This window comes from Micromonospora sp. RB23, assembly GCF_053585025.1.
The window spans coordinates 947410-968597 of record NZ_CM132111.1; the positions used below are offsets into that span (position 1 = coordinate 947410).

The window sequence follows — 21188 nt, forward strand, 5'->3', positions numbered from 1 at the left end:
ACATGGCGCAGGATCGGCCACGGTTCGGTTCGTGAGGCCATCGTGCGGATCAAACGCCCAGGCCTCTGGCCTGCGAGCTACCGGCCGCGCTGATGGTGTCCAGGGGATGGGATCCCGGCGTAGGGGTGCGGCGCATCGGGGTGACGGCCGGGCCGTCGGGCAGCCGGATGGCTTGCTGCGGGGTGTAGCCGTAGCGGGTGTAGAGGCCTTGGCGCTCGCCGGTGGTGTCGGTCCACGACGGCAGGTCGATGCGGTCGAGTCTGTCGCGGTGGTGGGCGAGCATCGCCGCGCCGATACCTTGCCGCTGGGCGGCGGGGGCGACGGCGAGGAATGCCAGGTGGTAGTGCGGTTCGGTGGGACGGCGTGCGCTGAGCAGCCCGTCGAGGATCTCGAACCGCTCCGCATGGTCGCCGGCTGCGTCGGTGAGGCGGCTGCGGTAGTTCGCCGGTGGTGGGATGCTGCGGTAGCGGTGGAAACCGACTGCGGCGGCGTTCAGGTCGTCGGTGACGTGGGTGTCGCCGTAGAACATGGCGTGTTCCACCCAGATCACCGCCACCTCGGTGAGGATGCGGCGCCGGTGGGTCGCCTCGGGCACTAGCCAGGCGGCCAGCGGGTCGGGGTGCAGGGCATCGGCGATGAGCGCGGCGACCTTGTCCTTGTCGGCCCAGCGGGCGGCGCGGATGCGAGCAGTGACGTCCATGAGGATTCCTTCACAGGTCGGAAGCGGATGGGGGTTGCGGCGTGATCGGCGGGGCGGTGTCAGGGTGTGTTGGTGCCGCTCGTGCGGGTGTGGATGGTGAACAGCAGGTAGTCCTCGACGTCGCCGGTGCGGGGGTGGCCGCGCTGTGATGGCGTGAAGTGGGCCCGTTCGTAGGCGAGGACCTCGCCGGTGCTGGGGTGCAGGATGAGCAGGCCGCGGGTGGTGCCGTCGTCGCTTGTGGCGCTGACGCCGGCACCGGTGCGCCCGGCGCGGTCTCGTACCGCCGGGTGGTAGGTGAGCCCGTTGGTGTGGCTCAACAGAGTGAGGACCGCGGTGCGGGCGTCGCGGTCGGGTGTGCGCCACGACGTCAGGCCGGCGATGGCGTCCAGGACTGCCGGTGCGCCGAGGAACGGCGGCGAGATGCTGCTGATCTGTGCGGTGAGGCCGGTGGTGTCGACGGCGATGGGGCCGATGGTTCCATCGAGCGTGCCCGGCTGGTAGGTCTCGTCGGTGGTGGGTTGTGGGCCGGGCGGATGACGCAGGCTGATGGCCCGTCCGGAGCCGTTGTCGGCGCGCCAGTGCCGCTCTTCGAAGACCACGACGGTGCTGGTCGCGCGTCCCGCGTCGATGCGAGTGTCGGCGGCCCATTGCCGTATCAGCACGAACGAGAACCGTCCCGGGACGTCGCAGTGCGCCTCGGCGGCGACCTGGGGGAGCACATGGTCGGCTGGCCGCGGTGCGGGTAGGGCGGTGGGTGGCGTCGCAGCGGTCCGCGCGGCGAGGGCGCGCAGTTCGGCGGCGGTCAGCGGTGCGGGGATCCCGCACGGTGGGGTACTTGTTCGGGCGGGCGAGGTGACCTGCCAGCGGCCGCTCTGCGGTGCGGGGGTGTGCGTGGCGGCCCATCCGGGCACGAGGGCGGCAGCGGCGAGCAGGCCCAGCACGCACAGCGCGGCAGCGATTCTGACGGCGGGCCGCCGACGCCAGTGGCCCGGCAGGTCCGTGGGTGTCGAGGGTGGGTGAGGTAGGTGGATCACGGTCGATGGCTCCGGGAGTCTGTGGCGGGGGTCAGCGGTATGCGGCGGTGGCGAGGTCACCGACTGCGGCGTCGACCGCGGCGGTGATGTCGCGGACGGGCCGGTAGTGCTGCTCGGCGATCGCCCGCAGCTGGGCGGCGACGGCGTTGGTGTCGTCGAGGTAGAGGTGGGTGGCGAGGCCGAGGACGGCGACGAGGCCGGCGAGGGCGGCGGTGTGGTTGTCCGGCGGCTCCCGGCCTGCGGCGAGATAGCGCAGCCGGGATCGGGCCACGACCGCCCATTTGGTGTCGGTGGCGAGGTAGACGTCGGTGCGGGCGAGCCCGCCGAGCCGGCGGCGGCTGGTGCGGTGCAGGATCCCGCCGGCGTGCAGGCCGGCGCGGGTGCGTTCGTACAGGTCCTCGGCGAACCATGTCAGCCAGCCCCGCAGCGTCGGGGCGGGGTTGGCGTAGCGGACCGAGGCGATGGCCGTCTCGGCGACCAGGTCGCCAACGGGCCGATCGAGGCGGAGCCGGATCCGCCGGTCGCCGGCCGGGCGGGTGTCGTCGTGCGGGTCGTCGAGCGCGATTCGCCCGGCCAGGAAGAGGTCGGTCAGGACCGCGCCGGCCATCCCAAGTGCGAGGGCCTGGCGGTGGATGTGGGGTTGGCCGGTGTCGTCGTTGTGGCCGAGCAGGAACAACTCGTCCCGCAACGGCAGCTGAGGCATCGACGCGCTCATCGCGGCAGCTCCTACCGCAGCCCGGCCGCATGCTGGCGCAGCCGGGCGTGCACCCCCGTGTAAGCGGCGGCCGGGTGCGGAAGCAGCGCCTTGTCCACGGCGGCCAGGACCGTGTAGTTCGGGTCGCACACATTGCCGATCGGCGCCCTGCCGGCCTGCGAGATCAGCTGGTAGGCGTCGAGCTCGTCCAAACCGGTGAGCGTGCTGGTCCAGCCGACCAGGTCGCGGTGGGCGATCCGGTAGGCGTCCTCCAACGGCCGGGCGCAGCCGACCGACATGATCCACGTGTCGGTCTCCAGGCGGGGCCACACCGTCCGGGTGCCCTTGATGACCTCGATGACCAGGGTGGTGGTCGTGGCGATCTCCACCCCGACCCCGCAGGCCTCACCCTCGCCCTGGCGGGCGTGCCCGTCGCCGAGGGCGAGCATCGCCCCGTGCACGTTCACCCCGAGGTAGAGGGTGGCGCCGGCGCGCACCTGCGGGGTGTCCAGGTTCCCGCCATGGGAGTCAGGGACGATCGTGGAACGGGCCTCGAACCCGCCAGGAGCGACCCCGATCGTGCCGATCATCGGGTCCAGCGGCAGCTTCACTGAATGGTCGCTGGCCGTGGCGTGGAAGCCGACCGTGCCAGCGTGCCGGTCGATGTCGTACACCCACACCCGCTCCTGCAGCGGCTCTTGTAGCGTCGCGGTCTGGGCGGTGGAGGTCAGCGCCCCGAAGTGCGGGAACGTCGATGACACACCCCAGCCCCGGGTGGGGACGATCGAGGCGAGATGGACGGCGAGGGTGTCACCGGGTTCGGCGTCCTCGACGAAGAACGGCCCGGACACCGGATTCAGGTACGGCATCCGGCACACCTGCGACGGCAGGTCCGCCGGACCGCGCACGAGACCGCCGAAGCAATCCTCGGTGTGCACCTGCAGCACGTCGCCCGAGCGGACGTGAGCCACCGGCATCCGACCGCCGAAGGTGTAGGCCAACTCGTCGCGGGCCGGCCGGTAGGTGATCGTGTCCATGCTGGTCACACCCGCTCCACGTGGCGGGCCTGCGGCTGCGCGGGCGCCAGACCCGACAGCGCGGGCCGGCGGCCGGACAGGTACAGGCCGGCGAGAACGACCATGCCGAGGGCGAGCCAGGCTAGGCCGAGGCGCTGGGCTGCGATGTTGGCGTTGACCACCACGTAGGCGAGGATCACGAACCCGATCCCGGGCATGACTAGGTGCGCCCACCAGTTGCCGCTACGCCGGCGGATGAGGTGGTGCACGACCACGGAGACGTGCAGGACCAGGAAGGCGACCATCGCCCCGAAGTTGATCAGCGATGACAGCAGCGTGATCCCGTCCGCCCGGGTCGCCATGTACAGGCCGAGCACCAGGGACACGAAGCCGGTGAGCAGGGTCGCGTTGATCGGCACGTTCCGGCGGATGGACACCTTCGCCAAGAAGGCAGGAAGTTGCCGGTCTCTTGCCATCGCGTACAGCAGGCGGGAGGTGGCGACCTGGGCGACCATCGAGTTCGGCAGGCCCCACGCGATCGCCGTCGCCACCGCACACACGGTCGCCAGCCAGCCCCCGCCGGCCACGGCCGCGGCGTCGTAGAAGGCGGTGCCGTTCACGTCGCCCTCCGCGAGGAGGGCGCCGGGGTTCGGGACGAGCATCGCGGCCAGCCACGTCTGGGCGATGAACAGCACACCGGCCAGGACGAGCACGGCGGCCATCGCCCGGCCGATCTGCCGGGAACCGCCCTTGGTCTCCTCGGCCAACATGCTGATCCCGTCGAAGCCGAGGAACGACAGCACCGCGATCGACACCGCACCCGCCACCAGGGACCAGGTGAACGTGTCGGCGTTGTAGAAGGCGTCCCAACTGAACCGGCCCCTGCCCGAAGCGAGAGCCCAACCGGCGACAGCGAGGAAAACCGCCAGGACGATCAACTCCCCGACCAGCATCACCCGGGTCACCATCGCGGTCATCCGGATCCCGACCGAGTTGACGACCGTGTTAACCCCGACGAACCCGAGCAGCCACAACCACACCGGCACCACGGGCACGGTGGCGTGCATCGCCACCGACGCCACCAGATACAGCAGCCCGGGTACGAGCACATAGTCGAGCAGGATCACCCAGCCGGCCAGGAAACCGACCGGCGCGCTGATGCCCCGGCCGGCGTAGTTGTAGACGCTGCCCGACATCGGGAACGCCTTCACCATCTGTGCATACGAGAACGCGGTGAACACCAACGCCACCACGCCGACGGCGTACGCCAGGGCCACCATCCCGCCGGAGCCGGCGTACACGCTGCCGAAGATCGCCATCGGCGCGATCGGCACCATGTACACGAGGCCGTACGCGACCAGGTCCCGGAACCGAAGTCTCCGGGCCAGCTCTTGACGATAGCCGTAGCGTGTCAAGTCATCTTGTACCATTGCGCCCCTTCCGAGAGCTCGTGTCGGCAGCGGCAAAACGTCAAATGTTGGGCCGCGCGTGAATTGCTTCACGCTCCGAATGGTCGCTCGATTCGAATGGCGTGGTCGATACCGAAAATGCGGACAAGGGAAGTTGTCCGCATCGAATTTGTCGCTCGGAACTTGAGCGGCCCAGTGGCAGTTCGAGCCGTACCGTCCAGCGGCAGGGACGAAGTGCTTGCGCGTAGAGTCGACCGTGTCTGGGGAGCACTCGGGCCGGCTCGGCGGCACGACAACTTCTTCTATGCCGTTGCCGGCGCCCCGGAGGCCGGTCGACGAGGGCGCTGTCTTACGGTCGCCTACGGAAGTTGTTCGAGGAGGACCCGTGAGGCTGGCGGACAGGATCGCTGTGGTCTCGACGGAGGACGCGGTTCGCGCCTCTGTGAGCTATGACCAGCTGCGTGCCGGGGATGGCGCGCTGTACTGGTTGGAGACCCGCCCCGAAGTCGGCGGGGTCGCGACGGTGACATGTTGGCGGCCCGGCGAGGGTGCGCGAGACGTCAGTCCGGAGGGCTTCGACGTCACCAGCGGCGTTCACGCGTACGGAGGCGGGGCGTTCGCTGTCATTGACGGGACGTTGTGGTGCGTCGGCGGAGACGGCCTTTACCGGAGCCGTCTTCACGACGATCAACTCGAGTTGGTCAGTCTGGGATCCTTCGGCGACCTGACGATTGGCGACGGCGAGTTACTGGCTGTGCGGGAGTCAGAGCATGGTGACGACCTCATCGCGGTGTCGCTCACAGGCGTCCCGGACATACGGGCTCTCGCAACATGCCGGGGATTTCTCGGCGCACCGCGGCCGGGTTCAGGCATGTTGGCCTGGACCACTTGGAGCGAGCCCGACATGCCTTGGGATAGGTGTGAGATATGGGTCGCCTCCTACTCGCCGCGTGGCCAGGTCGGGAACCCGGTAATGCTCGCCGGCGGTTCGGAAGAGTCGGCGGTCGAGCCTAGGTGGGGTCCCGACGGGGCGTTGTACTTCGTGTCAGACCGCAGTGGCTGGTGGAACCTTTACCGGTGGGACGGCCACCAGGTGAAGCGGGTGGCACCGATCGCGGGTGAGTGCGCCGCAGAGCCGTGGGAGCTGGGCTACGCGTCGTATGACTTCCTTGACGACGGCCGGATCGTCGTGGCGGTGCAGGACGGACCGCGGCACCGCCTCGTCGTCATCGACCCTGACGGCACTGTTCGCCCGGTCGACCTTCCATATACGTCCATCAAGCCCTATCTGGCCGTTCAAGGAACGACGGTGGCATTGATCGGGGCGTCGCCGACTGCGGCCCCACAGGTCGCGCTCGTGCACCTCACGGCCGCCGATCCTCAGGTGGAGGTGCTTGCCCGGTCGGAGCACGCCAAACTCGACGAGGCGCAAGTATCGACGCCGACGGAACTGCGGGTTCATGTCGCGGGTGATCGAGAGGTAATTGCCTTGGTGTATCCGCCAACGGCCTCGGCGGCGGACTGGCGGGCACCGGTGATCGTGAGGGCGCATCCTGGGCCGACCGCCTCGTGCCTCCTGCGCTTGGACTGGCAGGCGCAGTTCTTCACCAGTCGGGGGTTCGCCGTCGTGGACGTCGACTATCTCGGCAGCACCGGGTACGGCCGGGTCTTCCGGGAAGCGCTGTACGGCCGGTGGGGCCTCGACGACGTTGATGACTGCGCGGCGGTGGCGGACCACCTGCTCGCAACAGGACGAGCCGTACCGGGTCAAGTCTTCATTCGCGGAGCCAGCGCCGGCGGATACACGGCCCTGCACGCCGTGGCGCAGAGCGGTCCGTTCGCTGCCGCCACGGCCGTGTCAGCGATCGTGGATCCCGACCGTTGGGCGGAAACCGTGCCCCGCTTCCAGCGCGCGCACGCCAGACGGCTGCGAGGCGGTGCCGGGCGGGTCAACGCCGCAACCGTTCAGCGGCCGGTGCTGCTCGTCCACGGCACCGCCGGTGACGTGGCTGTGGTCGAGGATGTGCGGGAACTCGCCGATCAGCTGACAGCTCACAGCGTGCCCCACGACATGCTGCTTCTCCCCGACGTCGGCCACTACGTCGCGACCTCCACCCAGGCGGGCACGGCGCTGGAAGCGGAACTCGCGCACTACCGTTTCGTGATGACGGCTGCGGCTGCCGATTAAGGGAACTACACCGCAGCCAGCGGTAGTTGAGAACGCACGTACTCGCCGAACTCACGGACCTCCGGCTCACACCGGTAGGGCTCAAGATCGGCTTGCACCTCAACGATGCGCTCTAAACAGCGGTGCGAGGTGGTCCGCGCGGCATGATCCACCGCCATTCGGCCGGCAGCGCAGGCTTCGTCGATGCGGCCAGCGGCAGCCAACGATGAGGCCAGGAGTGCGGTGTCGATGGCCAGTCGGCGGACATGTGTGGGACTTAGCGCGGCAAGGGCATCGCCCAGGTGCCGTTGGGTCTGCTGCGGCCGGCCCAGATCATGGAAACAGTGGGCAAGCTCGTCGGCGAGATAGGCCGGCTCGAAGTACTGGATCCACAGCGGCTCGTCCTCGGTCCTGCTGCGATTCAGTTGCCTCTCTGCGACTTCGAGGTGGGCCATGCAGTCGCTCTCGCGTCCGAGGCGGGCGTACGTCCGCGCCACCACGGCGTGTAGCGCGGCTTCCACGGCGGGCGTCGCCTGAGTCTCACTACCCCTCACCGCCGTGAGCGCCATCCGCAGCGCCGGCTCGGGATGACCGCAGTGCAGTGCCAGGTGGCCGATGTTCACGGCGAGCAGGTAGCTGCCGTAGAGGCAGTCGTCGGCGGCCTGCGTCAGCCGCAGAGCGCGCAAGTAGCGGCGCTGCGCGAGACCGTGGGCTCCGGTGTCGACTGCCTGATACCCGCACAGTTCGAAGAAGCCCGCCGCCAGCCTGTACAGGCGCCGACCGATCGCTTCCGAGGCGGGGCTGTTTGCCAGCAATCGGTTTAGCTCGCCTTCGACGTACCGCTGCACCTGGGCATGGACTCGTCCGGCACCGTGGGTGTGGTCCAGCTGCCGGAACATCGCCAGAGCGGTCTCAGCGGAGCTGAGGTCCTCCTCGCGAACCTGATCAGGTGAGCCGGGCCGGCCGGCCGCAGACAGTCGGGGCCCCGCAGCAGCGTTTAGCCAGTCCAGAGCGGCGCGATCGAGGACACCTGGCTGGAACGGAACCCGGACGACCATGTCGGTCAAACCCGAGGTATCCGCCGGCTGAGTGGAGAGCAGGGTGATGGCGCCCGTCGGCGCCGTCGCTAGCTTGGCCGCGTTGACCCGATTCTTCTCGAGCAGCGGTAGCAGGCGCATCAAGGCGCCACCGGTCGTCAACGCCTTGTCGCATGCCTCGACGAAGTCCCGCGAGGGGAACCGGTCCGCCGTCTCGATTCGACGCACCAGGTCGGCACTGAATCGGATCATGGCACCCAGCCGCGCCTGCGAAAAGCCGGCGTGCTCCCGCAGCCGACGCAACTCGGCGCCGAAGAAGTGTCGCTCAGACATGGACGGTTGAAGCGCCCGCGGGGTCTGGCCCATGACACCGCCTTTCAGGCTGCCCACTTCCGGATGGCATTGAGCAGCGTGGACATCGCGCACATAGGGTCACTCAGCGTTCGGCGCGGCGCAACCAGGAACGACGAAAGGGTGTCGATCCGAACCCGCTCACGGGGCGAGCGCCATGCGGACAACCACTCCGTCCGCATGCTCGGTGTTCACGACTGCGGCTCGAAGGGCGAGGGTGTGGAGGACGGGGTGCCGGCCACCCGTCAATCCGCTTCGGATCTTGAGAGACCCTCGGAGGTGGTTATGAAGCACGAGGGTAGACCCTCCTCCTTGGTCGTGACGGGTGCTGGGACTGGGATAGAGCCCGCAGCTCTGGCATCAGGCGATGAGACGAGCGCACTGCCCCTGCGAACGGCTTACTTGGCTTTGCGTGGCGTTCGGTCACCAGACCTAGACTCAAGCTCGTTTGCCCAACGGCCGGCGGGCGCTGATCAATACCGAATGCAGTTCCGTTGATACGTGCGGGCCTACGAGCTTCTGAAGTCAACGAATGATGAGGGGTTTTCACATGCCGGAGCGGGTCACCAAGGAAAAGGTCCTCTGCTACGTCGTACGAGACGGCAAGCTGCTGGTATTCCGGCACACCGACTACAGCTACGAGGAAGTCGGTATCCAGGTCCCGGCCGGCAGCGTCCGCGCCGGCGAGACGCCGGAGGCGGCGGCGCTACGCGAGGCCCGTGAGGAGACCGGCCTGAAGGACTTCAAGATCGTGCGGAAGCTCGGCGAAACCGAGTACGACATCAGCCCGTACCGGTTCGAGCTCCAGCGTCGCCACGTCTTCCACCTGGAACTGACCGAGCCGACATCGGAGCGGTGGATGAGCCAGGAGGACCACGACGGGGAGCAGGAGCCGACGCACTTCGAATGCTTCTGGATTCCGCTGGAGGCCGCCCACATCCTCCAGTCCGGCCAGGGCGCCCTGCTGGGACGCCTCTACGACTGATCCCCGCCCGGTCACGCCCACCCCTGGGAGGCAGCCGATGCACGGCACCACCGATCAGCACGATCCGATGGCCCACCTGTACCGCGGCCTCGACGTCGAAGACGCCGACAGTGCCGTGTCGGTGATCCTCAAGCTACGGGGTGAGACCTGCGACATCGACTGCCTGTACTGCTACGAGAAGCGCAAGGAGGTCCCGGGGGGAGCCCGGATCGACGCCGGTCAAGTGGTTCGGCTCACCGAACTCTTCTCGGGGCGCCCGCTAGCTGTCGAACTACATGGTGGTGAGCCGCTGACCGCCGGACGCGACCACGTCGCCGAGGTACTGCGTGAACTCGCGTCCCAGCCCAAAGTGGTGCGGGTGTCGATGCAAACCAACGGCGTGTTGCTCGATGAGCAGTGGCTGGATCTGATCGACGCCCTGTACCCGCGGCTCCAGATCGGCATCTCCCTCGACGGAGACGAGGCGGGCAACGCCTGGCGGGTCGGTTACGACGGCCAAGCGGTGTACCCACGCGTGGCCGCCGCGCTGCGCCTGCTGGCCGAGCGCGGACGGAGGGTCGGATTGATCGCTGCGGTCACCCCGACCGTGCTCGGCCGCGCCGAAGCCGTCTTGGACCACCTCGCTGGCTTCGAAGCGGTCAACGCTGTCAGCTTCGTGCCCTGCTTCGATGCCTCCGTCCAAGGCCCCACCGCTGCCCGAGGGCAGCGTCTTCCCGCGAGCCGACTCCTTCAGCGCGCTGCTCTGCGTGGCCCGCAAGGCCCGGGATGGGCGACCACCCCGGGCCAGTACGCAGAATTCGTGCTCGCCGCCACCGTCCGCTGGATCGGCGCTGGGCACTTCACCCGGCTGAAACTGGAACCGGCCGTCTCCACCATCCGACGGCTGCGCGGACTGGACACCGGCTTCTGCCACTTCTCCAACCTGAAGTGCGACCACGTCTTCACGCTGTATCCGGACGGGCGGCTCGGCAGTTGTGACGAGCTGCCCTGGCCGCAGGCCCAACTCGCCTTTCTGGACCAGACTCTCGGGCAGAACGCGGTCGTCGCGGCTCAGCGGCGGCTGCCGCTGCTGAACCAGGGCAAGACGCTCATGGGGAGGTGCACCACCTGCGCGTACCGGTCCACCTGCGGCGGCGGCTGCGTGGCCACCCGCTGGCGCCAGGACCAGGCCGGCGACCAGGACGCCTACTGCGACTACCGGATGCGGATGATCGACGGCATCGCTGCACTCCTCGCTCAGCCCGCACACCCGGAAGGTGCCTGGTGTCGCAGCGTGCGCCTACGCCCACGTACGCCGAACAGCATGCGTGACGTCGGCTCCTTCCTCGCCCGCTGGGACCACGCCGAGGCGGACCGTCCGCATGTGCGGCTGCGCACCAGCTCGCACGGCAACATCAACACCGTCGGCCTGCCCGGCGTGCACGAAGCCGACGACGTCGACCCGGCCCACCCGCAGTGGCGAGAGGCGATCGAGCCCGGCGTCCGCCCTCTCGTCGACGCTGTCACCCAGGACTGGCGCCTGATCACGTACGACAGCTGCCAGGGACATCTCTATCCAGGCCTTGATCTGCCACCCGCCGAACGCCGGGTCGGCATCTTTCCGCGTAACCGGACCGAGTACGCGCGAGCCGCTGCCGCCCTATGCCGCGCCGTCACCGCTGTGACCACCGACCTGCCCGCTGCGGTGCAGGTGGCCATCGGACGGGCGGAGCTGACGTGTGAGACCACCGGACGCACGAGCCCCGTACTCGACCTGGTGCTGGGCCCGCGTCCTGGGCACGGCTGGCCGGCGTACTTCGACGCCGTTGACGCGGCCACCCGCGCCGTCACCGACGCGCTGTGCGGCGAGCGGCCCACCGAGGACGGCTGCTATTGCCCAGCGCCTCAGAGCACTGCTTCGACCAGTGAGGAGGCGGCATGGGTAGCGTCGCAGCCTCGCTGACGATCCATCAGTTGCTGGGGCGGATCGTGTACTTCCACGCCCTGTTCATCGAGCCCTCGCTCGCTCCCAGCGCCCCGAGCCGGCCTGGTCCGGTGTGCTGCAACCATGGCCCGGAATCGGACCGCGGCACCATCAGCGAGTTGTTGACGGACTCCGCCTGGGCGGCTCTCGTCGAGGTCGCCACCACCCTCCCCGCGCACGATCACCCGTGCCCGAAGGCCAAGGACACGTGCTGTGCCACCTGCCGCGTTGTGGCCGCCGCCGCAGCGGTCGGGGCTGGATGGGCAACTATCGAGCACCGCAGCTACCAGCGGGCTGAGCCTGCCGAAACGCTCCTGCGCTCCTGCCAACTGGCAACGGCGGCACGGCTGGGGCAGGCCTTCGCCACACAGCACGCGGCCTGGTGCCGGGCACTGGACAGGCTGACCGAATCAGAGGCGCTGCCTGGCGCGGAGGAGCTGCCGCTGACGGGAGAACTGCTGGCTCTATGGGCCAGCCCGATCACTGACGGCCACCGCCCTGTGGCCAGTTGGCTCAATCACTGCACCGGCCTGGACGACGTCCGCCGGGTGCTCGAGACGAGGAGGACCGGCTCGTGATCCACATCGCCGAGACCGTCGCGGTCGGCAGCGTCGAGGGATTCGTCGACGCCGAGGAGCGGGACCGGCTCGCCGCCATGATGAACGACTTCCTCACCGAAGAGGCCCGACTCCGCTTCGGCGCGAAGCGGGCCACCTCTATCCATGAGATCCCCGGACAGTCCAACGAGCAAGCCATGGCCGTCTACGAGCCGGCCGGACGGATCGAGGTTGCGAGGATCCCGGACAGAGCCGAGGCGCTACTTCAGCACGCCTTCGACCGCGCCCGCCCCGCTCTGTCCCGCGTCATGCCATCGATCACCGCCTGCCGGCCGTGGACCTACGTTGAGTACGGCCCCGGCCAGCACATCACTGGCCACCTCGACGGCATCGCCCCCGACCCACTCGCTTGGCCGCGACAGATCGCCGGCATCAGCGTCGTGATCCACGAGGCGGAGACCGGCGGTGCGTTCTACGTCGAAAGCACGTCCAGCGACCGCCTGTGGAACACCCGCCTGGACCACGACGCCCAGGGACACGGCTTCACGGACGGTATGTGGCTGGCCCACGACGGCGCCGACCACTCTGCGGACTGGTATACGGCCATGCCCCGAACCCGCTGGAGCGTGAGCCCGGCCCCGGGCACTGCCCTGCTCTACGGCTCCCAGCTCACCCACGGCACCGAACCGGTCACCCTCGGCCGGGTCGCGAAATTTATCAGCTGGCTGATCGCCGAAAAGGACTAGGAGCGAGGCATGCTGCTGGCCTTGGAGGGGATCGCCGGAGCCGGGAAGAGCACGCTACGCGACCGGATCCTGGCCAACGCCGCCCGCGAGGACATCCGCCTCGGGCACGTCGGCCAGTTCTCCTGGCTGTCGCTGGAGGCGACCCGTCCCATCATCGGCCTGCGGGCCGGCCGTCCGGCCGCAGACGGCGTGCTGGCGGTGGTGGCTGTCCGCCGCGATTTGGAACTCCATGCTCGGCACAACCTCGCCCCCGCTCTGTCCCTGGGCCCGGTCATCGCCGACCGGCTCACCTTGTCGACCGCCTGCCTGCTCGCCCTGCTGCACGACCGTCCTGTCTCCCACTACGTTCAGCAGCTCGCCGAGGTCACGAGCGCGCGAGCGGACCTGATCGTCCTGCTCACCACCGAGCCCGGGCTGTGCCATGCCCGGCTGTCCAAGCGGCCCACCAGGCGTCGCTTCGGGGAGGACCACTCGACCGCTGCTCGGTATGCCGACCTGTACGGGCAGGCCGCCGTCGCGTGGACCGAGGTAACCGGCCTGCCCGTGCTGCGCCACCCGTGCGCCACCAAACCCGACCTCGACCGGCTGGCCGCCGCCTGCCTGGAGCGGCTACGCCAACCCCAGCGGAGGCGTCGCAATCATGAGGAGGCAGCCCATGCACCCGATGCACCCCGCCGCCTGGGTCCTTGACCAGCTTCGTGACGCGGGCTGGCACGTCCACGATCTCCTCTGCTTCACCCGCGCCAGCACTCTGGTGCTCGCCAGCCGCAACGCCGCACCTCCGGTGGTCCTCAAGGCCGGCTTCGGCAGCAACCACGTCCTGGCCGAGCTCGACGAGGCCACCCGAAAGGCCGCCTACGGCTTCTACTGGTACGCGGAGATGACCGAGGCCGAAAGGGCCTTGACCCGTGAAGACTTCCGCCACGAGATCGCCGTCACCCGCGCCGCCCGAGGCGCCGCACACGTCGTGCCGCTACTGGAGCAGGGCAGCACCGATCGGTTCGACTGGTACACCATGCCCCACTGCCGCGGAGGCAACTTCCGTGCACACCTCGCCATCACTCTCAACCGAGACGACGTGACGGCCGGGCTGCGCATCCTGGCCGACGTCGCCGAGGGCCTGGGGAACCTGCACGAGCGCGGAATCGTGCACCGCGACGTCTACCAGGAGAACATCCTCATCCACGACGGCCAAGGACTGATCACCGACCTCGGTGCCGCGCGACGCGCCGACACCCTGCGCGGCCCCGCCAGTCGAGGCCCGGAGGTGCACTGGCCCCCGGAGTACGCCACCTCTTACGACCGCGCCGCCCCAGCGGCTGACGTGTTCAGCCTCGCGGTCCTGACCTACCGCTACCTGTGCGCCGACATCCCCCGCCACGGCCCCTCCCGGCTGCACACCGCACCCGCCGGACTCCGTCCGATCATCACTGCGGCGCTCGCCTCGGCACCCGAGGACCGGCCCGCCATGAGAGAGCTGCGCGACGCCCTGCGCCAAGCGGCCACCCCCGCCGCCGTGCCAGCCCAGCGCAGCATCTGACCCCCCAACAACGGAAGGAGACGCGGTGCCCACCGCCCGCTCACCGCCGCAGGAACCGGCTCCAGAAGGTGTACGGCCCACACCCGATTCGGAAAGGACGAGCGCACCCATGGACAACGACCGGATCAGCGACTTCCTCGCCGCCGTGGATGACCTGCGCGGCGACGACGAGACCGTCCGCAGCACCCGCCACACCTCCAGCGTCTCGGCCGAGGGCTGGCCGACCGCCGAGGCCCAGGCGAGCACCGCGGCAGCCGAGGGCACTGACGCCTGAACGCCCACACCCCACCGACGGGCATGCCGCCGGTGAGTACCTCCTGGGGCCGGACCCTCACGGGGCCGGCCCCAGGCCCAGACAGCCGGAAGGACCACCGCCGTGGACGCGCCCGCCATCTCCTTCTCGTCCGCCCCCGTTCAGGCTCACCACCGCGACCGAACCCGCCGGATCCGCACCGTCCTCAAGCCCACCGCTCAACCGTCGGCCAGCATCTCCGACTCGCCGGGAACGGCCGCCCTCGACTACTGCCTCGCCCACCATGTCCTCGAAGGCGCTGAGGCTGCCGCTCGCAAGCGCGATACCGCCACCTTCAACTGGTACCGCGCTCATCCCGACGCGAACGCCTCGGCGCTGTCGACATCCACCGCCGTCGGTCCGCGCGTTGTTCTTACCCCTGACCTGGACCGCCTGCCCCGCTCAGCGATCTCCGAGACCCCCTACTACGTACTGGGCCCGGACACCACCGCCGCCCCGCCGAACCTGCGGGAACTGGCTGCCGCCGCTTACGCTACCGGTGCCAAGAACGGCTTCGCCGACCTTCTCGCCGGCCACGCGGTCGTCGTCTGCCTGCTGCGCCACAAGCAGCTCGGTGCCACCCTCGGCAGCTGGACCATCACCCGGCTACCCGGCACCATCTACTGTGACCACGTCAACGAGCCCCTCGTCCTGGCTCGCGACCTGATTCACGAGGCGGGCCACAACTGGCTCAACGACGCCCTTAACGCCACCGCCTGCGAGATCAGCGATGAAGTCGGGTTCTACTCACCCTGGAAGAAGACGAAGAGGCCCGCCTTCGGCTTCCTGCACGCCTGCTTCGCCTTTCCCCTCACCATGATCTACACCGCTCGCGTCCTACCCGAAACCAGCGGCGACCTGTACCGATTCCTGACCGCCTACCTGGAGCAGCAGCGCGGACTGCTTGCCACCACCGCCGCCGACCACGACCGAGCACTCGCCCTGATCAGCGACCCCACATTGCGCGAACGCCTGCGCTCCTTCCACCGCGAAGCCCTCAGCCTGTGAACTCCACCGACACCTCGGTCACCGCTACCGAGACCGCCCTCGCGGTCCGGCTGGGCGAGCCCGGCGTCATCCTGCGCGTCGGCCAGGCCGGCCATCCGACGGCGCAGGCGCACACTGGATTAGCCAGTCTCGAACTTGCCGGGCCCATCGGGGAGAACAGCGCCTTCAACATCGGCTCCGTCGCCAAACAGATCACCGCGTACCTGTGCATCCGCGCCGCCCGCGACCGTTTCCTCACCCTTGACCGGCCCGTCGGCGACATCCTGCCCCGCTTCCGCATTCCGGACGTCACCATCGGCGACCTCATTCAGCACCAGGGCGGCGTACGGGACGCCGAGTCCCTGCTCTCCCTGGCCGGCTTCCGCGAACTCGACCACTACACCGCCGACGACCTACTGGAACTCGCCTACCGCCAGCGGCACCGAGCCGTCGAGCCGGGCCGCTTCCTCTACAGCAACACCGGCTACCTCCTCCTCGCCGAAGCCCTTAAACACGCGTACGACGCAGGACTCCAAGAAATCGCCGACCGGCACGTCTTCACCCCGCTCAGCATGACCTCAGCCCGCTTCAAGACCGATCCACGCGAGGTGATCCCCGGCGCCGCCGCCAGCTACCAGGCCGTCGCCAGCGGATGGCAGCACCAGCAGTGCCCGGTCACCCTGCCCGGCCCCGGCTCCCTGTGGTGCACCGCCGCAGACCTGGACCGCTGGCTCGCCCACCTCTGGCACGAATGGCACCCCTCGGCCGACGACGCGTTCCCGTTTGACCAGCACCTCGGCTACCAGCCCAGCGACCACCCGCCGTTCACGTACGGTGCCGGGCTGTATGCCGATCTGCGCCCCGGCCGCAGCGTGGTCTTCCACTACGGCCACGAACAGGGGTTCTCCGCCGCCGTCTACCTCGCCAGCTCAGGGCTCCGCGTTATCTGCCTGTCAAACCACGCCGGAATCGCCGCCGACCACGTACTGGCCGCGGCCCTCGCCGACCCCGCCCATGAATCCGACGCTGATCCGGGCAAACTGCTCTCTCGCGCGTTAGGAAGACTTTCTGAGCCCAAGACCACCTCTACGGGCAGCGCCGACACCGAAACGGCTCACACTTCGCTCGGCGCCTTTGTCTGCGACGAGGTCCCTGGCACCGTACGCCTGACCCGCAGTGCAGGCTCGCTGTACTTGTGGCGTCGGGGAACCCCTGACCGGCTCACCTGTACCGGATCCACGTACGTTGCGGACGGCTACACGCTGACACTCAACACCTCTTCGGCGGATGAGGATCTACCAGTGCCCAGTGGCTTTGTTCTTGATCTCGATCGCGCACCAGGGCTGCACTATCGACGACGGCCCGATTGACCGACTGCCACCAATTAGACCGTCGGTGGTTCTCAAGCCTCCCGATCCGACGCGGGTGCCCTGGCCTGCTGCTGTCGGCCGGGCTTCAGTGAGCTACCCCCGCTTTATCAAGATTCTGCAAATGTACGTCGAGGGCTGTATCTCGGAGCGGGCTCCACCTGAGCATTCGCACCCCCAAGAGCTCGGCCATCTTCGACGATCAACTTTCCACAAATCAGACAGACACCGACAAGACCGAAACGGGCAACGGCCGGCAGATCGCCGTGGTCTGGCACGGGGAGCGCTTCGAGACCGGCCTTCGCCAGCGGGTCATCGACCTCGATCAAGGAGACCGCCGATGTCGCGCACGCCGCCTGATCTGCCTGGCTCAGCAGCCACGATCGGGCTGAGCATCGACACGGTGCTACGGCGCACGGCCAAGACCCTGCTGGCACGAGGCTCATTCCGCGGCGAACCGGCAGCGGTGAAATATCTGATCGACCCGGATCCGTTCTGGGCGGCCAGGTGGAGGCACGAGCTGGACCTGTACGAGGTCTTTGGTGACACCACCGCGCCTATCCGTGTTCCTCGGCTGCTCCATAGCGACCGTGACCGGCTGCTGGTCCTGGAATGGGTCGACGCATCGCCTGTCGCGGTCGAACGCTACCCCGAACGAGAGCTCGATGCCCGGGAGGTCGATGCTGTTCTGGACTGCATCACCGCGTTGAATGAGTGGACCTACCCCGCCGCCCGGTTCTCGCCCACCTTCGACTACTCGCAACGGGTGGCTCGGTACCAGGCCAAGGGATACCTCGGTGAGGGCCAGCGAGAGGCTCTGGACAGTCTGCTGGCCCGCTGCGGCGCGCCGGCGCAGCTCAATCACGGCGATCCGCTGGCCAGCAACATCCTTCTCACTGCTGGCCGTTCCGACAGCGGTGACGAGGCCGAGACCACGGCGGTGTTGGTCGATTGGGAGTTCACCGGGCTGTTCCTTCCGGGCTTCGACCTTGCGATGCTCCACACCCAGGTCGGCCCAGGTACGCCGCTGATCCGCGAGCGTATCGAGGTGATCGTGAGTGAGACGGGCATCGAGGCCGCATTCGCGCTCAACCTCGCTGTGGTCCTGACCCGCGAGCTGCGCCTGCACCACGAACTGCCCGAGAACGACCCGACCCGGAAGCGGTGTCTGCCGATCATCGAGGCCGCCTGGACCTCGGCCAGCACCCGCCTACAACGGATCGCCGCCGCGAGGCCAGCATGGCCCAAGTAGCCCTGGTCCACCGGGACCTCTACGTAGTGAGCAGCAGCGGCATCTGCACCCTCTACCGCACCCTGGCCCGCCAGCTGACCGACCGGAGTGGCCCCATCTTCATGACCGCTCCGCGGATGCTCACCGATGACGGCTCCACCGGAAAACTGCAACCTCGGCCACTATGTCGGCAGCATCGCCAACCGGGTAAAGCTGCACTGGCGTCAACCTCGTCGGGCTGACCACCGCGCGATTGCACTACGGGTAAGTGATCCAACAACATTATCGCCGATTGGAGACCGCTCCACGTGTCGAACATCGAGAAGGTTGACGCCGAGCTGCGTGCCCTGACAGCCGGCGTCGACAGAGCTCGCGGCCTCACCGCCGCAGCCGGCACTCAGGCGCAGGAGGTCGGGGTTCGTGCCGCAGGCGCCGGCTTCGCCGCGGTGGCTGCCGGCATGGCCCGGGTCCATAGCGCGATCAATGAGATCCAGGCTGGTCTGGGCCGCCTCTCCGCCTCGATCGGGGAGGCGGCGCAGGCCACCGCGGCGGTGCCCCGCCAGGGCACGCCGCAGGAGACAATGTCCGGGCTCGCGCCGGTGCAGAGCGCGGTGGACGGCGCCCGCGACGCGGCGATCGCAGTGATCAGTCAGGCCGGCGCAGCGCAACAACTCGTCACGGCCGTCCTCCTCGGCGGGCAGCCGGGACCCCTGTTGCAGGCCTTGGACGGCGTCAAGCAGGTCATGGTGCTCATCGTTCAACGCACCGGCACCGCCCGGCAGTTCATCGACGCGGCAGCCGCCGAAGCACGACAGCTGGGATCAGCGGGAAACTGACGAGGGCTGGCGGTTCCTCGCCGGCCAGCCCTTCCCTCGACACCGATGGCAGTACGGCCGCAACCACACCCGCCAAGGAAAACCCCGGCCTCCCCGGGTCGGCCTGCACCCGTTGGAGCAGGCCACCCACAGGCGTTCCCGGCGGCTCGCCAACCGGACCACGAACCAGGATCCCACCGCGCGAGGACGAAGCGGTACGGCGCTCACTGGAGTTGGAGAACGAATGCGCCGACACCCTCGCCTACGACGGCTATCGCGTACACCAAAACCCGACACGGCGGGAGATCGCCGATGCACGCCAGAGCACCGGCGACGTGGGCAAACCAGACAAGGAACCCGACTATCTCATCGAGGGCTACGTCTTCGACTGCTACGCGCCCACCCCCGGCAAAGCGGTACGCGGGGTATGGACGGAAGTGTCGCAGAAGGTGGCGAGGCAGCAGACCCAGCGGGTGGTGCTAAACCTGCAGGACTGGCGCGGTGACATCACCGCCCTGCAGAAGCAGTTCGACGACTGGCCGGTCCCGCAGCTCAAGGAACTGGCAGCGGTGACCCGAAGCGGTGCGATCATTCAGATCGTTCGACGAGACTGAGAAAGCAGGCAGCACGTGGGCATCGAGTACCGACTAACCCTGGCCGGCGACATCCCGCTGGAAGACCTCGCTCCCCTCGTCGCCCCACACGGCGTCGAGGAATCGACACAGCCCGACTACCCCCGGCTGCTCAGCGCCGACCTCAGGGAGGAACTCGGCTACACGGTCACCATCTACGCAGGCAGCAACGGCTACTTCGACGCCGAAGCCGACGACGGCGCCCGATGGGAATGGGAACCCGACACGTACACCAACATCGTCTTCGACCTGCGCAAAAACGACCCACCCGACGACGTGGTCCCCACGATGGTGTCGGCCGTCGGGCGTGTTCTCGCCGGACGGCAGGAGGATGCGGCACTTGTTCTCAACGGCAACTGGCTCCTGCTGACGCGAGTCGCGGGAGAACTACGCGAACACCGACAATCGTGGTGGGACGCGTACGGCGTTCGGGAGACGATTGTGCGGTAGGCCGGTCCACGGCGGACACCAGCCGTCGGCTGCTCCTGCCGGACACGGCGGTAGGCAGCGACGAGGGCACCGGACCCACGTCCTGGTCAGCACGTTGAGGCGCTAGCGGACCCGCGGCCGCCTGCGCTGAGTTCTCTACGACCGGCGGATCCAGCCGCCGGTCGTCGTCGGTCCGCCCACATCCTCAACCGGGTCCGCGCAGGGTGCACGAGCGAGAGCGACGTACCGAATGGATCTCGAAGAACTCTGACCGAACGTGGCGCCGGCACTCTAATGGTGGCCGGCGTACCGGTGGATCCGGTAGTGCGGCGCTCGGGGCGTACAGACTTCCAGTCCGACGCGGCGCTGGCACGACAGGGTCGCCGGCAAGGGGTACCGGGTTTACCAGGACCCCACGAGGCAGGAGTTCGCGGACGCGCGACGCGAGACCGGGGATCCGGGGAGGCCGGAGAAGGCACCCGACTTCCTCATCGAGGGGCATGTCTTCGACTGTTATACGCCCACTCCTCCTGTGCCAGCCCGCGCCGTCTGGAGCGCGGTGTCCAGGTGGGTTGAAAGGATCAGACCCAACGCGTCATGTTGAACCTCCACGACTGGCGGGGAGACCTCGCCGCCCTGCACAAGCAGTTCCACGACTGGCCCATTGCAGAGCTCAAGGAACTGGCGGCGGTAACACCTCACGGTGCGATCATCCAGATCATCCGGCGAGACTGATGAAGGGATGTAGATGGCTGTCGAGTACCGGCTGACGCTGGCGGGCAGCATCCCGCTCGAGCAGGTGGCGGAACTAGCCGCTCCCGCAGCGGTCGAGACGTACACGGCGTCCGGCGGCCGGAGGCTCAGCGCTGACCTGAACGACGAGCACGGGTACGTCGTGGACATCTCCGGCGGAAGGCACGGCTACTACAGCGCCGAGGATGACGGGGGTTCCCTGTGGCAGTGGGAGCCGACGACATACGTTGATGTCAGCTTCTACATGCGCAAGGGCACCCTGGTCGACAAGGGCAAGCCCCGCATGCTGGCGACCGTGGCCAGGATCCTCGCCAGCAGGGCCGAGGACGCGGCCCTGACCCTCAACGGCGACGTGCTGATGCTGAGGCGCGTGGCGGGAACCGTCCAAAAGCACAACACCGACGGCTGGTACGACGAAGACTACGACAAAATTCTCCACCCCTGACGGGCGTGTGTCCTGGGCTGGACCCCGGTCGCTTTCCT

The 21188-nt window shown here is 68.5% G+C and carries 21 protein-coding genes and 1 pseudogene; 16 read left to right on the forward strand and 6 right to left on the reverse strand.

All coding sequences use genetic code 11. The features are described 5' to 3' along the window. Positions 1-49 precede the first annotated feature (49 nt). The 5 genes from ACTFTM_RS04335 to ACTFTM_RS04355 are packed head-to-tail and all read right to left on the reverse strand — an operon-like array spanning position 50 to position 4874. Positions 50-700, reverse strand: a complete 651-nt coding sequence (locus ACTFTM_RS04335) for a GNAT family N-acetyltransferase (protein ID WP_449564574.1) — start codon at positions 698-700, stop codon at positions 50-52. 59 nt (positions 701-759) lie between these two features. Beyond that, complete coding sequence (locus ACTFTM_RS04340; protein WP_449564575.1) at positions 760-1734, reverse strand: hypothetical protein; 975 nt, start codon at positions 1732-1734, stop codon at positions 760-762. A gap of 31 nt (positions 1735-1765) precedes the next feature. Beyond that, positions 1766-2449, reverse strand: a complete 684-nt coding sequence (locus tag ACTFTM_RS04345) for a GOLPH3/VPS74 family protein (protein WP_449564576.1) — start codon at positions 2447-2449, stop codon at positions 1766-1768. An 11-nt stretch (positions 2450-2460) separates the two neighbouring features. Next, entirely contained in the window at positions 2461-3474 is a 1014-nt protein-coding gene (locus tag ACTFTM_RS04350) for an acetamidase/formamidase family protein (protein WP_449564577.1), read from the reverse strand. Beyond that, the gene (locus ACTFTM_RS04355; RefSeq protein ID WP_449564578.1) at positions 3471-4874 is read right to left on the reverse strand and encodes an APC family permease; all 1404 of its coding nucleotides are present in this window, start codon (positions 4872-4874) and stop codon (positions 3471-3473) included. The genes ACTFTM_RS04350 and ACTFTM_RS04355 overlap by 4 nt, the downstream gene beginning before the upstream one ends. Positions 4875-5238: 364 nt before the next feature. On the opposite strand from ACTFTM_RS04355, the gene ACTFTM_RS04360 reads away from it, so the two are divergent. Continuing rightward, complete coding sequence (locus ACTFTM_RS04360) at positions 5239-7041, forward strand: S9 family peptidase (RefSeq protein WP_449564579.1); 1803 nt, start codon at positions 5239-5241, stop codon at positions 7039-7041. Between the two features lie 5 nt (positions 7042-7046). Here ACTFTM_RS04360 and ACTFTM_RS04365 read toward each other — a convergent pair whose 3' ends face one another. Beyond that, entirely contained in the window at positions 7047-8423 is a 1377-nt protein-coding gene (locus tag ACTFTM_RS04365; RefSeq protein ID WP_449566533.1) for a helix-turn-helix domain-containing protein, read from the reverse strand. Positions 8424-8958: 535 nt separating this feature from the next. Between ACTFTM_RS04365 and ACTFTM_RS04370 the strand changes: the two genes are divergently transcribed. From ACTFTM_RS04370 to ACTFTM_RS04440, 15 genes and pseudogenes are all read left to right on the forward strand, one after another. Further along, positions 8959-9393 (forward strand): NUDIX hydrolase, encoded by a 435-nt coding sequence (locus ACTFTM_RS04370; protein WP_449564580.1) that lies wholly within the window; start codon positions 8959-8961, stop codon positions 9391-9393. Positions 9394-9430: 37 nt separating this feature from the next. Further along, entirely contained in the window at positions 9431-11335 is a 1905-nt protein-coding gene (locus ACTFTM_RS04375; RefSeq protein WP_449564581.1) for a radical SAM protein, read from the forward strand. Beyond that, positions 11311-11934, forward strand: coding sequence for a hypothetical protein (locus tag ACTFTM_RS04380; protein WP_449564582.1), 624 nt, complete (start codon positions 11311-11313; stop codon positions 11932-11934). The genes ACTFTM_RS04375 and ACTFTM_RS04380 overlap by 25 nt, the downstream gene beginning before the upstream one ends. Next, positions 11931-12659: a hypothetical protein gene (locus ACTFTM_RS04385; protein WP_449564583.1), complete on the forward strand. Its 729-nt coding sequence runs from the start codon at positions 11931-11933 to the stop codon at positions 12657-12659. Before ACTFTM_RS04380 ends, ACTFTM_RS04385 begins: the two co-directional genes overlap by 4 nt. Before the next feature lie 9 nt (positions 12660-12668). Next, positions 12669-13349 (forward strand): hypothetical protein, encoded by a 681-nt coding sequence (locus ACTFTM_RS04390; RefSeq protein ID WP_449564584.1) that lies wholly within the window; start codon positions 12669-12671, stop codon positions 13347-13349. Further along, positions 13315-14199: a protein kinase domain-containing protein gene (locus ACTFTM_RS04395; protein ID WP_449564585.1), complete on the forward strand. Its 885-nt coding sequence runs from the start codon at positions 13315-13317 to the stop codon at positions 14197-14199. Before ACTFTM_RS04390 ends, ACTFTM_RS04395 begins: the two co-directional genes overlap by 35 nt. A gap of 109 nt (positions 14200-14308) precedes the next feature. Continuing rightward, positions 14309-14473, forward strand: coding sequence for a hypothetical protein (locus ACTFTM_RS04400; RefSeq protein ID WP_196246416.1), 165 nt, complete (start codon positions 14309-14311; stop codon positions 14471-14473). 102 nt (positions 14474-14575) lie between these two features. Further along, complete coding sequence (locus ACTFTM_RS04405) at positions 14576-15499, forward strand: aKG-HExxH-type peptide beta-hydroxylase (protein ID WP_449564586.1); 924 nt, start codon at positions 14576-14578, stop codon at positions 15497-15499. Further along, positions 15496-16848, forward strand: coding sequence for a serine hydrolase domain-containing protein (locus ACTFTM_RS04410; protein WP_449564587.1), 1353 nt, complete (start codon positions 15496-15498; stop codon positions 16846-16848). The genes ACTFTM_RS04405 and ACTFTM_RS04410 overlap by 4 nt, the downstream gene beginning before the upstream one ends. A 337-nt stretch (positions 16849-17185) precedes the next feature. Further along, a complete protein-coding gene (locus tag ACTFTM_RS04415) occupies positions 17186-18097 on the forward strand; it encodes a phosphotransferase family protein (protein WP_449564588.1) in 912 nt (303 codons plus the stop codon). A 287-nt stretch (positions 18098-18384) separates the two neighbouring features. Further along, on the forward strand, positions 18385-18912 hold the full coding sequence (locus ACTFTM_RS04420) for a DUF6244 family protein (protein WP_449564589.1): 528 nt from the start codon (positions 18385-18387) through the stop codon (positions 18910-18912). 206 nt (positions 18913-19118) lie between these two features. Further along, positions 19119-19505, forward strand: a complete 387-nt coding sequence (locus ACTFTM_RS04425; protein WP_449566534.1) for a CdiA C-terminal domain-containing protein — start codon at positions 19119-19121, stop codon at positions 19503-19505. A 15-nt stretch (positions 19506-19520) separates the two neighbouring features. Continuing rightward, positions 19521-19973, forward strand: coding sequence for a SitI3 family protein (locus tag ACTFTM_RS04430; protein WP_449564590.1), 453 nt, complete (start codon positions 19521-19523; stop codon positions 19971-19973). A gap of 352 nt (positions 19974-20325) precedes the next feature. Further along, positions 20326-20687: pseudogene (locus ACTFTM_RS04435) on the forward strand (CdiA C-terminal domain-containing protein); the annotation flags it as partial. 13 nt (positions 20688-20700) lie between these two features. Then, positions 20701-21150, forward strand: a complete 450-nt coding sequence (locus ACTFTM_RS04440; RefSeq protein ID WP_449564591.1) for a SitI3 family protein — start codon at positions 20701-20703, stop codon at positions 21148-21150. The last annotated feature ends 38 nt before the right edge of the window (positions 21151-21188 follow it).